The 12,872-nt window shown below is 71.4% G+C and carries 10 protein-coding genes; 7 read left to right on the top strand and 3 right to left on the bottom strand.

The window, feature by feature from the left end:
- Window positions 1–45 precede the first annotated feature (45 nt).
- From M1203_RS14420 to M1203_RS14405, 4 genes are all read left to right on the top strand, one after another.
- Window positions 46–729 carry a hypothetical protein gene (locus M1203_RS14420; RefSeq protein WP_249950072.1) on the top strand — a complete coding sequence of 228 codons (684 nt, stop codon included), beginning with the start codon at window positions 46–48 and terminating at the stop codon, window positions 727–729.
- A gap of 128 nt (window positions 730–857) precedes the next feature.
- Window positions 858–2,792: a BTAD domain-containing putative transcriptional regulator gene (locus tag M1203_RS14415; RefSeq protein WP_249950071.1), complete on the top strand. Its 1,935-nt coding sequence runs from the start codon at window positions 858–860 to the stop codon at window positions 2,790–2,792.
- Window positions 2,793–3,000: 208 nt separating this feature from the next.
- The gene (locus M1203_RS14410) at window positions 3,001–3,828 is read left to right on the top strand and encodes an SDR family NAD(P)-dependent oxidoreductase (RefSeq protein ID WP_249950070.1); all 828 of its coding nucleotides are present in this window, start codon (window positions 3,001–3,003) and stop codon (window positions 3,826–3,828) included.
- A 42-nt stretch (window positions 3,829–3,870) separates the two neighbouring features.
- Entirely contained in the window at window positions 3,871–4,800 is a 930-nt protein-coding gene (locus M1203_RS14405) for an alpha/beta hydrolase (RefSeq protein WP_249950069.1), read from the top strand.
- On the opposite strand, the gene M1203_RS14400 is transcribed toward M1203_RS14405, so the two are convergent.
- On the bottom strand, window positions 4,760–5,497 hold the full coding sequence (locus tag M1203_RS14400) for a response regulator transcription factor (RefSeq protein WP_249950068.1): 738 nt from the start codon (window positions 5,495–5,497) through the stop codon (window positions 4,760–4,762). The genes M1203_RS14405 and M1203_RS14400 overlap by 41 nt on opposite strands.
- A 396-nt stretch (window positions 5,498–5,893) precedes the next feature.
- On the opposite strand from M1203_RS14400, the gene M1203_RS14395 reads away from it, so the two are divergent.
- A complete protein-coding gene (locus M1203_RS14395; protein ID WP_249950067.1) occupies window positions 5,894–7,171 on the top strand; it encodes an ATP-binding protein in 1,278 nt (425 codons plus the stop codon).
- Window positions 7,172–7,204: 33 nt separating this feature from the next.
- Here M1203_RS14395 and M1203_RS14390 read toward each other — a convergent pair whose 3' ends face one another.
- The gene (locus tag M1203_RS14390; protein ID WP_249950066.1) at window positions 7,205–7,948 is read right to left on the bottom strand and encodes a 3-oxoacyl-ACP reductase family protein; all 744 of its coding nucleotides are present in this window, start codon (window positions 7,946–7,948) and stop codon (window positions 7,205–7,207) included.
- Between the two features lie 234 nt (window positions 7,949–8,182).
- On the opposite strand from M1203_RS14390, the gene M1203_RS14385 reads away from it, so the two are divergent.
- On the top strand, window positions 8,183–9,121 hold the full coding sequence (locus tag M1203_RS14385) for a LysR family transcriptional regulator (protein ID WP_249950065.1): 939 nt from the start codon (window positions 8,183–8,185) through the stop codon (window positions 9,119–9,121).
- Window positions 9,122–9,181: 60 nt separating this feature from the next.
- Here M1203_RS14385 and M1203_RS14380 read toward each other — a convergent pair whose 3' ends face one another.
- Window positions 9,182–10,774 carry a FadD7 family fatty acid--CoA ligase gene (locus tag M1203_RS14380; protein WP_249950064.1) on the bottom strand — a complete coding sequence of 531 codons (1,593 nt, stop codon included), beginning with the start codon at window positions 10,772–10,774 and terminating at the stop codon, window positions 9,182–9,184.
- Between the two features lie 280 nt (window positions 10,775–11,054).
- Here M1203_RS14380 and oxc point away from each other — a divergent pair, with 280 nt between their 5' ends.
- Window positions 11,055–12,812, top strand: a complete 1,758-nt coding sequence (gene oxc / locus M1203_RS14375) for an oxalyl-CoA decarboxylase (protein WP_249950063.1) — start codon at window positions 11,055–11,057, stop codon at window positions 12,810–12,812.
- Window positions 12,813–12,872: the final 60 nt, after the last annotated feature.

Below are 12,872 nucleotides of genomic sequence, written 5' to 3'. Positions count from 1 at the left end.
TGGAATCCGCGGCACCTTCGCCTCGTCCCCGACAAGGAGTTGAGTATGTCTCAGCGCTCTGATGCCCTGCCGCTGATCGACCGCGACGATGTCGACGCCGCGCTCGTCGAGGTGATCACCGCCGAGGGCCCCGAGCGGCAGCGCGCGGTGGCCGACGCGATCGCCGCGCACTGGCGGTCCGCCGAGTGGCCCGCCGAGCTGGTGTCCGCCAGCTGCTACACGAGCACGGACGGCAACTCCGTGCTGACCTACGCCCAGTGGCTGTCCCGCGCGGCGCTGCGGGAATCGCTGCGGCGGGAGGGCAGCGTCTCACGCGGCAAGCCGGACTGGGGTGTCGCCGGCGCCCGCTCCCGGGGGGCCGCGCCGTTCCAGCTCTACCGTGTCGTCCGAGGGGGCGCCATCGCCGATCCGGCCCCGGTGCCCGAGTGCTTCCCCGCCGCGGTCTTCCCGATGGCCGGGGTGGCGGCCGGGCGGCAGTGGATCGACGGTCTGCTGGCGGCGGAGGAGAAGGCGGAGGGGGAGGAGCGGGCGTACCCCGGCGCGATCGCCGCCAACTTCCATGTCGGTCTGGACGACGGCAGTGTGCTCGTCCTCTCGGAGTGGGTGTCCGAGAAGGAGGCCGCGGAACATATCGACGAGGTGATCCAGCCGCTGCTCGAGGCGGCCGGCGGCGGCGACGCGGGCGCGCGGTACACCCACCGCCTCACCTTCGCGCGTCCGCTCGGCTGAGTCCACCGGGCGGGCGTCGGCCGCCCGCACCCGTTGATGAGGCCCGGCCGTTGTCCCGGTTCGGGCCGGCACGCCGCGGCGACCTCGGAAGTCACAAGTGGTAACTGCACACTCAGACGGGGGAATTCATGCACTTTTCCATTCTCGGACCAGTGGAGGTACGCGGCGACCGGGGCGCGTGCGAGCCCGCCTCGCCCATGAGCCGTCAGGTGCTCTCGCTGCTGCTGGTCCATGCCAACCAGGTGGTTCCGCTGGGGAGTCTGGTGGAGGAGCTGTGGGACGACGCTCCCCCGAAGCTCGCGCGGAAGACGGTGCAGACGTACATCTACCACATACGCAAGGCGCTGAGAGAGGGCGCCGGCGGCGGACCGTGGGTGCGGACCGAGCCGCGCGGATACCGGATCCGCGTCGGCACGGGACAGTTGGACCTGTGGCGCTTCCAGGAGCTCTGTGCCCGGGGCCGGGCCGCGCTGAGCGAGGGGCGCCCTGGTCCGGCCTCGGACGCCTTCCGCGAGGCCCTCGCCCTGTGGCGGGGACCTGCCTTCTCGGGCACGGCGACCGGTGCGCTGCTCTCGGCCCAGCAGGCCAGGCTGGAGGATCTCCGGATGGCGGCCCTGGAACAGCGGATCGAGGCCGACATGGAGCTGGGGATCCATCGCGAACTGCTCAGCGAGCTGAAAGGGCTGACGCTCGACCATCCGCTGAACGAGGTGCTCACCAGCCAGCTCATGCGTGCCGCGACGCGCTCGGGGCACCGGCAGGTGGCCCTTGACGCCTATCAGCGGCTCCGCGCGGCGATGGTCGGTGAACTCGGTCTGGAGCCCTCGGTGGAGGTACGGGACCTCCAGCGGGGCGTACTGGAAGACGTCCTTCAGCCCGAGCGCCGGACGGCGGCGGGTTCCGGGGCGGGGTCGGGGTCGAGGGCGGCCGACGAGCCGGTACGCGCGGTCATCCCGGCCGAACTCCCGCCCCGCACCGCCGACTTCGTCGGCCTTACGCGGCAGGTGGCGGCGATCGTCGAGGCGGGCCGCCCGTCCGACGCGGCGGCGGGCGCCCTGTCCGCGGTGCGCGTCGCCGTGGTGACGGGAGGTGTCGGAACAGGCAAGACCGCGACGGCGGTGGAAGCGTCCCACCAGTTGCGCCGCCACTATCCGGGGGGCCAGCTCTTCGCGACCCTGCACCGCCCCGACGGCACTCCGGTCCCCAGCCGGGACGCCCTGACCTCACTGCTGCTGTCATCGGGCCATCCCGACCGGCAACTTCCCTCGGCGGTGGAGGACTTGGCCAGACTCTTCCGCAGCTGGACCTCGGAGCGCCGGATGCTGGTGGTCCTCGACGACGCCGCCTCCCCCGAACAGGTGATACCGCTGCTGCCCAGCAGTCCGGACTGCGCGGTGGTCGTCACCTCCCGCTGGCGCCTTGAGGGCCTGCCCGGTGCTGTCACCCGGGTGGAGCTGACGGGGATGAGCGAGGACGAGGGGGTGGCGCTGCTCGCGGGCGCCGCGGGTGCGCGGCGGATCGCCTGGGAGCGCCCCCAGGCGGCGGAGTTGGTCCGGCTGTACGACGGACTGCCGCTGGCGGTCAGGGCGTTGGGGGAACGGCTCGCGGGCCGTACGGATCTGCTCGTGCGCGACCTGCTGTACCGGGCGCGGGACGAGGGCCGGCGGCTGGCGGTTCTCCAGGGGCCTCAGCACGACTCCCTCCGTCGTGTCGGTACCGCGCACCAGCGGCTGCCGACGGCCGAACGGGAGCTGCTGACCCTGCTGTGCAGGCTTCCCCGGCCGGTGCGGGAGCACGAGCTGCTGCGGGCGATGGAGCTCTCCGGCCGGTGGACCGGCGAGTTCAACCGGCTGGTGGAGTCGCTTGTCGCGTCCCATTCCGTGGAGATCGCGGACTGTCGTGAGGGTCTGACCTTCACTGTTCCGGTCCTGTCCCGGCTGGTGCTGTGCGAGCGGGGACGGGTGGACCGGCGCGCGTCGCCCCGTGAGGTCGCGGGCGGTTCGGGCGGCGCGGGTGACCGCAATCCGCCGGGCCCGGTGTTGCTCGCGGGAATAGCCACATGAGGTGCGCCGGGCATGCCCGGCGCCCTGGCGGTCTCCGCCCTCGTCCCCGTCATCGCCCCCCGCTCTGACAGGTACCTACCAACCAGACCGCAAATATGAACCATGCGGTTCAAGAAAATGTCTGCTCCGGTTGCGAAGTTCCCCCCGGGATCTCTAAGTTGAATCCGACGCGGCGCCGCGTCACGCGACGAGGATGTGGAGGATCCTGGTGAAGCACATCGTGGTTCAGGGCGGTACCGACGGGATGGGGAAGGGCATCGCGCTCACCTGTCTGCGGCGGGGCGACACCGTCGTCATCATCGGGCGCGACCAGAAGAAGGGGGAATCCTTCCTGGCCGCCGCCGACGGCATCGGCGCCGGAGACCGGGCCCGCTTCATCCGGGCCGATCTGAGTCTGATCAGTGAGAACGAGAGGGTCATCCGGCGCATCACGGAGGAGTTCCCCGCCGTGGACGCCCTGGTGCTGTGCGCGCGGCACTTCCTCTCCGAGCGCCGGGAGACGGTGGAGGGACACGAAAGCACCCTCGCGCTCTTCTACTTGAGCCGGTTCCTGCTCAGCCACGGTCTGCGCGATCCGCTGGCGAAGACCCCGCGGCCGGTCATCATGAATGTGGCGGGACCGGGTTCACCGACGGGTGAGATCCACTGGCAGGACCTCCAGATGAAGCGGGACTACGACGGACTCGCGGCGCAGATGCAGGGCGGAAAGGCCAACGACCTGCTCGGGGTCGCCTTCGCGGACCGGTACGGGGCCCATGACCGTACCCGCTATGTGCTGTTCAACCCCGGCGGTGTCGCCACCAGCTTCTCCGGCGAGTACGACGCGGCGACCAGGCGCCATGTCGAGATGCTGAAGCGGGTGGCGAAATCGGTGGAGGAGGGCATCGCACCGATCCTCAGGTGTCTGGACGCCCCGCCCGCCGAACCGGTGAGCGCGTTCGTGGAAGGGCGGCGGATGAGCCTGGCGGACAAGTCCTTCGACCTGGATGACGCCCGGCGGCTCGACGAGAAGACCCGGGAACTGCTCTCCCGGTGACGGTGACGGAGCCGCGCCGGGGCCGACCGATGTGGAGTACCCATGACCCAGCTCTCCCCGTCCCTGACCCCGTCCGCTCCGGGCGACCGGGTGAGTGACCCGGTCCGCGCCGTCGAGCTGGACGCGGGCGGTCTCACCCTCTCCGGGCTTTTCGCCCTTCCCGACGAATCCCCGCCACGCGCCGTGGTGGTCGCGCTGCACGGCGGCGGCATGCGCGCGGGGTACTTCCACGGGCGCGCGGATCCGGCCACCTCACTGCTCTCGCTCGCCGCGTCCTGCGGATACGCGGCTCTCGCGCTTGACCGGCCCGGATACGGGAGTTCGGCGGCGCGAGCCGCCGAAGGCGCCGGGCTCGACGAGCAAGGAGCCCTCATACGGCAGGCGCTGCGCGGCTTCGCGCGGCGCCACCCCCCGGGCGCGGGGTTCTTCCTGGTCGGCCACTCGCTGGGCGGGAAGGTCGCCCTGTCCACGGCGGCGGGCTGGAGCGGTGAAGGACCGCTGGGGGTGGACGTCTCCGGTATCAGCGACCACTGGGCCGTCGATCCCGGGATCCTCACCGGGACCGACGGCCGGCGCACCCGCGGCCTGCACTGGGGCCCGCTGTCCCTCTATCCGCCCGGCACCTTTCAGCACGCGCAGCGGCTGGTCGCGCCCATCCCCGGCAAGGAGGCGGCGGAGATGGCGGACTGGCCTCGGGTCTATCCGGAGGTGGCGCGTTCCGTACGCGTCCCGGTGCGCCTCACCTTCGCCGAACACGAACGATGGTGGCGGTGCGACGCGCAGACGGTGGCGGCCATGACGGCGCGGCTCGCGTCGCCTCTCGTCCGTACGGAACACCTGGCGGGCGCCGGACACAACATCAGCCTGGGGCGGGCGGCCCGGAGCTATCACCTACGGGTCCTGGCCTTCCTGGAGGAGTGTCTGGCGCGGTTCATCTCTGGACCAGCCGGAAGCCGACCCCCCGGACGGTGAGTATCCAGTCCGGCGAACCGAGCTTTCTGCGCAGGCTGGTGATGTGCGTGTCGATCGTGCGACTGCGCGTCATGTCGGTGTCGTGCCAGACGCGCTGGAGGATGCTCCGCCGGGGAACGATCTCGCCCGGCGGGGACGCGAGCAGTTGCAGCAGATCGAACTCCTTGCGCGTGAGGGGGATGACCCGGCCGTGCAGCTCCACCGTGCGCGTGGCCTGCTCAATGTGCAGCGGGCCCACCCGCATGCTCATGGCGGCGGGCTTCGGCCGGGCCCGGCGCATCACGGCGTCGACGCGGGCCAGCAGCTCGCGGAAGCCGTAGGGCTTGACCACATAGTCGTCCGCGCCCGCCTGTAAGCCGAGTACACGGTCGAGTTCGCTGCCGTGCGCGGTGACCGCGAGGACGGCGGTGTCGCTCGTGGTGGCGATGGACCGGCAGATCTCCAGCCCGTCGATGTCCGGAAGATCGAGATCGAGGAGCACCACATCGGCGTCGGAGTGCTCACGGAGGGCGGCCGCTCCGGTGGTGACCGCGCGGGCGTCGTGCCGGTGGCGCTGAAGGCTCTGGGCCAGATCCCGCGCGGACCGTTCATCACTGTCGACCACGAGGATGCGCCAGGATCCGGCCGGGACCCGGGTGTCGAGGTGGGGGGAGAGCGCTCGGTGGGAGTGGGAGGGAAGCGGGCTTGACGCGTGCATGTGGTCTCCTGCGGGTCGCGTGCCGGGCCATGGGCAGCCTGGCGGTGTGGTGACCGCAGCCGGCGCCCTTGCCGTGCGTACACGCGACGGAGCGGGCAAGGCCCTCCCCGTCTTCCCCCGTTAGGTTCTGCCCAATGCAGCGTTGCACGCGCAACCCGGCGGGTCGCGCTTGATAGCACGAAAGTTGACCTTGACGGCGGAAGCCGTACCGCAGTAGTCGGAGGATCCACCGAACCGGGACGGCCCGGCGGACCGGCTCCCGGCATCCGCCTCCCGTTCGACGGGCGTCCGATCGGCGCGGAGAATGAGCAGGGGCGGGAGCGAGGCTGCCGTCCGGCAGCACATGACCGGGGCGCCGCCGAGGCATGCGGCGACCCGCCGGTGAGGTGGCGGATGATGCCGACGTGGCGATTGCGGGACTTCCACGACGACGACCTGGACGGCGCGATCCAGATCTGGGACCAGGACCGGCAGGACGAGTCGCCGCCCGTCTTCCCCGTCTCCGAGGTCATGGCCGCGGCCAGGACCGGCGAGCCCGCCGTGGTCGCCGTGGTCGGGGACGATCTCGTGGGTATGGCGGTGGCGCAGACCCAGGGCGAGCGTGCCTGGATCACCTTGGTGGCGCTCGCCGCGAAATGGCGCCAGCGCGGGATCGGCAGCGCGCTCATCGCCGAGCTGGAGCGGCGTCTGCGTACCCACGGCGTACGCCGGATCAGCGCGCTGCTCGCGCCTGGCGCGACCGGGGACACGGCGCTGGAGAACTCCGGCTACCGGACGCGCGAAGGACTCGTCTTCTACGAGAAGGTCGAGCATCTCGGCGCGTGCGACGCGGGTCTGCTCGCCGAACTCGGCGGGCGGGTCATGCCGCAGGGGCTCTGGGGCGCCCTCGCGGGGATGGAGCGGGAGAAGGAGACCATCGAGCGGCGGATCGTGCTGCCGCTGACCGAACCCGCGCTCGCCGATCGGTACGGGGTGACGCCGCCGAAGGCGGTCATCCTCTTCGGCCCGCCGGGCACCGGCAAGACGAGCTTCGCCAAGGCCGTCGCCTCCCGGCTGGACTGGCCGTTCGTGGAGCTCTTCCCCTCCCGGCTGGCGGCGGCCGGTGCCGGGGGCCTGGCCACGTCGCTGCGGGACGCCTTCGCGGATCTGGCGGAGCTGGAGACCGTACTGCTGTTCATCGACGAGGTCGAGGAGATCGCGGCCGCCCGCTCCGGTCTGGCCGTCGATCCCGGTCACGGGGTCACCAACGAGCTGCTGAAGCTGATCCCCGGCTTCCGTGACCATGACGAGCGGCTGCTGATCTGCGCCACCAACTCCGTGCGGTCCCTCGATCCGGCGTTTCTGCGCCCCGGCCGGTTCGACTACGTCATACCGGTGGGCCCGCCCGATCCGGTCGCCCGGGAGGCGATCTGGCGGCGCTATCTCGGCTCCGCCGCCGACGGGGTGGACCTTGGCCAACTGGTCGGGGCCTGCGAGATGTTCACCCCCGCCGACATAGAGTTCGCCGCCCGCAAGGGCGCCCACGCCGCGTTCGAACGCGAGGTACGCGACCGCCGGGGCGCGCCGGCCTGTACGGACGACTTCCTGGCGGCCATCGCCGAGACCCGGCCCACACTCACCGATCAGGCGCTCACCGACTTCGGGGAGGACATCGAGCGCCATGCCCGGATGTGAGCCGGGTCCCGCCGGGGCCTTTCACCCGCGGTCTCAGGCCGCGAAGCCGCCGTCCACCGCGATGGAGGCGCCGGTGACATACCGACCGCCGTCACCGGCGAGATGGGCCACGGTCGCGGCGATGTCCGCCGGCCGGCCGTAGCGGCCGAGCGCCGTGAGACCCCGCTGCGTCTCGGCTCCCGGGCCGTCGGCGGGGTTCATGTCGGTGTCGATGGGCCCGGGGTGGATCAGATTGGCCGTGATGCCCCTCGGGCCCAGTTCACGGGCGAGCGCCTTGGTCAGACCGGTCAGCGCGGTCTTGCTCGTCGCGTACAGCGCGCCGCCGGGGAAGGCGACCCGCTCGGCCATGCAGCTGCCGATGGTGACGATCCGCCCGCCCTCCGACATGTGCCGCAGCGCCGCCTGGGACGTGAGGAACGGCGCCCGTACGTTGACGCCCAGCACCCGGTCGACATCCTCCAGCGTCAGCTCCTCGACGGGGCCCATCGCACCGGTCCCCGCGTTGTTCACCAGGATGTCGAGCCGTCCGAACTCCGCGGCGGCGCCGTCCACGGCGTCACGTACCGCCGTCGCGTCCGCGCTGTCGGCACGTACCGCCAGGGCCCGGCGGCCCAGCGCCTTGATCCGGTCCACCACCTCCGTGGCGCGCTCGGCGCTGTGCTGATAGGTCAGCGCGACATCGGCTCCGTCCTCGGCCAGCCTGATCGCCACGGCCTCGCCGATGCCCCGGCTGCCGCCGGTCACGAAAGCCACCTTGCCGTGCAGAACCGCGCTCATGATCGTCCGTCTCTCTGTCGGGTATGTGGACATGACGACGATGCTCGTACGCCCCGAACGGGGAGTCCGGCGGCATTCGGACGTGACGTTCGGGCCGGTCATTGAACGGTTGATAAGTAGGATGAGTGAAGGCGTCGCCGGAGCCGGAGAAGTCGCGGCCCGGTGCCGTCGCGATCCGCGGGCCGGGACGCACGGATCCGCGGGCAGGGATCCGCCGGCAGGGAGGAGTCGCTGATGCTGTTCCGTCAGCTGGAGTATTTCGTGGCCGTGGCCAGGGAGAAGCACTTCGCGCGGGCGGCGGAGGCCTGCTATGTGTCGCAGCCCGCCCTCTCGGCGGCGATCGCCAAGCTGGAGCGGGAGCTGAACGTCACGCTGATCAACCGGGGGCACAACTACGAGGGCCTGACGCCGGAGGGCGAACGGCTCGTCGTGTGGGCCAAGCGGATCCTCGCCGAGCAGGACGCGTTCAAGGCCGAGGTGGCCGCCGTACAGTCCGGCATCACCGGCACCCTGCGGCTGGGGACGGAGCCGACGGCGTCGACGACCCTGGCGCTGCCCGTGGCCGCCTTCTGCGGGGCGCACCCGCTGGCGAAGGTGCAGGTGCGCTCCCGGCTGTCGGCGAAGACGCTCCACCGCCAGCTGCGCGAGTTCGAACTGGACGCCGCCATCTCGCACTTCGCCCCCGAGGACCGGGAGAGCCTACAGGTCGTGCCGCTGTACCAGGAGCGGTACGTACTGCTCGCGTCGGGCGACCAGCTGATGCCCCAGACCCACACCATGACCTGGGCGGAGGCGGCGCAGCTGCCGCTCGCGCTGCTGACACCCGACATGAGGATCCGTCAGCTCATCGACAGTGTGTTCGCGGAGAGCGGGGTGGTGGTGACCCCGCAGGTGGAGACGGACTCGGTCGCCTCGCTGTACGCGCATGTGGGCGTCGGTGACTGGGCGAGCATCGTGCCGCACACCTGGCTGCGCGCGATGCCGGTGATCGGCAGGACACGGGCCGTCCGGCTGGTCGCCCCGGACGCCAGGGCGCAGGTCTCGGTCGCGATCCACGCGGCGACGCCCGGTTCGATCGCGGCGCGGGCGTTCGTGAACGCGGCGACGGGCCTGTCGCTGGACGCGTTCTTCGACCAGCCGCTGCCGACCGAGCCCGAGCACCACGTCCGATAGGACGGGCCGGACGGCCTGCGACAGGGGCCGGACGGCTCCTGGGCCCGGATGCCCGCGCCGTCAGCGCGCGTACCGGTCGGCCACCGCCCGCCGGTCGAGCCCGCCCTTGGCGGTGTGGGGAAGCGCGGCGACGACATCGAGCCGGTCGGGCACCTCGACGGCGGACAGCCGGTTGCGGCAGTACCGCAGGATGTGCTCGGACCCGAGGTTCTCGCCCTCGCGTACGACCACGGCGGCGCCCACCCGCTGTCCGTAGCGCGCGTCGGGGATCGGGAAGACGGCCGCCTCGGCGACCCCGGGGCATCCGGCGAGGACGTCCTCGACATGCTCGGACGAGATCTTCTCGCCGCCTCGGTTGATGAGGTTCTTGATGTGCCCGGTGAGGTACAGATAGCCGTCCTCGTCCAGGGTGCCCAGGTCACCGGTGCGCAGCCAGCCGTCGGTGAAGCTGTGCGCGGTCCCTTCCGGGTCGCCGAGATAGCCTCGGGTGACGGTGGGGCCCTTCACCCACACCTCGCCCTGGGTGCCGGCCGGGCAGGTACGGCCGTGCCGGTCGACGACCCGCAGTCGCGCTCCGGTCGACGAACCGACAGAACCCTGCTTCAGATACCCGTGCTCCGGCAGGGGCTCGCTGGTCGTCTGGTGGGTGGACTCGGTCATCCCGTACGCGGACAGCAGCGGCGCGCCGAACGTGCGCTCCAGCGCCCGCTGGGTGGCCGTGTTGAGGGGCGCGCTGCAACTGCGCACGAACTTCAGGGGAGCGGCCCGCGGGCCCGGGTACTCGGTCGCCGACCGGTCGAGAAGGATCTCGTGGATGGTCGGCACCGCGGTGAACCAGCTGGCGGACACGGCCCGCACATCGTCCCAGAACGTGTGCGCCGTGAAGCGCCCCCGCTCGGGCAGCAGTACGCAACCGCCGCTGGCGAGGGAGGCGAGGAGCGCCGCGACGAGTCCGTGACCGTGGAAGAAGGGCATCACGGCGACCGTCGCGTCACCGGGTCCCAGCTCGTAGGTGGCGCAGATGTCCCGTACGGAGGCGGCCACGTTGGCATGGGTGAGCGGGACCATCTTGGCCCGGCCGGTGGTGCCGGCGGTGAACAGCACCAGGGCGTCGCGCTCGGAGAGTTCGCCGGCCGCGCCCCGGGCGGGCCGCATCGCGTGCGCGGCGGTGTCGAGTGCGACCGTCGCCGTCCCGGCGTGGGAGATGTCCACGCGCAGGGGCCAGGCGGGGAACCCGGCCAGGGCGGCCGGCGCGGTGTCGGCCGCGGCGGGTCCGCGCAGGACCACCCGCGCTCCCAGCGCTTCGAACCGGTCGGTCAGCCGCGCCGCGGGCAGTGCGGGGTCGACGGGGGCGACCACCAGCCCGGCCCGTGCCGCGCCCAGCAGCGCGACGACGAACTCGGCGGTGTTGGCGGAGACGAGGCCGATCACCTCACCGCGGCGCAGCCCGGTACGGCCGAGCCGGTCGGCCACGTCACCGGCCAGGGCGGCGAGGGCGCCGTAGGACAGCGGCACGCGGTCCCCGGTGACCACGAGCGCGCGGGAGCGGGGGCGCTCGCGCGCGTGCCGGTCGAGGAGATCACTGAGGCCGGTGAGCGCCGGCGGCCGGTACAGGTCCGTGTCGCGCACCGATGCCTCGGTCGGAACGGCCATGTGCACACCTCCTCGCACCAGGTCCGATGAAGCAGCTGTCGTCTGCGAGCTTGCGCGGGCGCGCGGCGGGCGTCCAATACCCGCTGGCGAACAGCCGATAGCGAGGATCTATCAAGAGGTTCACGGAGCCTGTCGGCACCCCTCTGACATGCGGCGATCCTTGATCGATAAATGCTGTTTATCGGCTGGTCGCCGATAGGTCTTGGACGTGCGGATGCGTGCTGCGGAAGGTGGGACAAGAAGCCGATCAGGCATGACTGCCCAAGGAGGACCTCGGACCATGACCGCCCCTTCCGCACTGGAGAACGCGGCGACCGCCGACACTCAGGCCGAGCTCACCGACGGGTATCACCTGGTCGTCGACTCGCTCAAGCTGAACGACGTGGACACCATCTACGGCGTGGTCGGCATCCCGATCACCGACCTGGCCCGTCTCGCACAGGCGCAGGGCATCCGCTACATCGGCTTCCGTCACGAGAGCAACGCCGGGCACGCGGCGGCGGCGGCCGGATACCTCACGAAGCGGCCGGGCGTGGCGCTGACCGTGTCCGCGCCGGGCTTCCTCAACGGGCTGGTCGCGCTCGCCAACGCCACCACGAACTGTTTTCCGATGGTGCAGATCTCCGGGTCGAGCGAGCGCCACCTCGTCGACCTGAAGCAGGGCGACTACGAGGAGATGGACCAGCTCGCCGCCGCGCAGCCGTTCGTCAAGGCCGCGTACCGCGTGAGCCGGGTCGAAGACATCGGCCGCGGTATCGCCCGCGCGCTGCGCACCGCGATCTCCGGCCGTCCCGGCGGTGTGTATCTCGACATCCCCGCCGCGGTGCTCGGCTCCATCATGGACGCGGAGGAGGGCGCGAAGACGCTGAGCCGTCTCGTCGACCCCGCGCCGCGCCAGCTGCCCGCGCCCGAGGCGGTGGACCGCGCGGTCGAGATCCTGGCGGGCGCGCGGCGGCCACTGGTGGTGCTGGGCAAGGGCGCCGCGTACGCGCAGGCGGACGGGAAGATCCGCGACTTCATCGAGTCCACCGGCATCCCGTACGTACCGATGTCGATGGCGAAGGGCCTGCTGCCCGACAACCACCCGCAGTCCGCCGCCACCGCCCGTTCGCTGGCGCTGAAGAAGGCCGACGTCGTGATGCTCGTCGGCGCGCGGCTGAACTGGCTGCTCAACCACGGCGAGGCTCCGCAGTGGAACCCCGACGCGAAGTTCATCCAGGTGGACATCGAGCCCAAGGAGATGGACAGCAACCAGCCCATCGCCGCCCCGCTCGTCGGGGACATCGAGTCGGTGCTCGACGCGCTCGCCGAGCGGACCAAGCCCGGCCAGATCTCGGCCCCCGCCGCCTGGCGCGAGGAGCTGGGCGCGCGCTCGGCGCAGAACGTCGCCAAGATGGCGGAGCGCCTCAAGGCCGACCCGCACCCGATGCAGTTCATGGGCGCGCTGAAGGCCGTACGCGACGTCCTGCACGAGCGCCAGGAGGTCTACCTCGTCAACGAGGGTGCCAACGCGCTGGACATCGCCCGCAATGTGATCGACATGCACGTACCGCGCCACCGCCTCGACAGCGGTACATGGGGCGTCATGGGCATCGGCATGGGCTACGCGATCGCCGCCGCCGTCGAGAGCGGCAAGCCGGTGGTGGCCGTCGAGGGTGACAGCGCCTTCGGGTTCAGCGGCATGGAGATCGAGACGATCTGCCGCTACAACCTGCCTGTCGTCACCGTCATCATGAACAACGGCGGCGTCTACCGCGGCGACGACGTCAACCCCCTGGACACCGACAACGACCCGTCGCCGACGACCCTGATGCTCCAGGCGCGCCACGACAAGATGATCGAGGCGTTCGGCGGCAAGGGCTACCGCGCGACCACCCCCGCCGAGGTCACCGCGGCGCTCACCGAGGCGCTGGCCTCGGGCGGCCCCGCGCTCATCGACTGTGCGATCGACCCCTCGGCCGGCACCGAGAGCGGCCATATCGCGCACCTCAACCCGAAGGGCATCACCGTCGGCAACATCACGCCGGCGAAGAAGTGAGCGACCGGCTCACCGCACTCCCCCGCACACCACACCCTCCGTACCGAGATCATTCACGAG

It is taken from the genome of Streptomyces sp. 35G-GA-8, from assembly GCF_023534745.1.
GTDB lineage: Bacteria > Actinomycetota > Actinomycetes > Streptomycetales > Streptomycetaceae > Streptomyces.
Note: the sequence above shows the minus strand (reverse complement) of the source record. Positions and strands in the feature narration are given on the sequence as shown.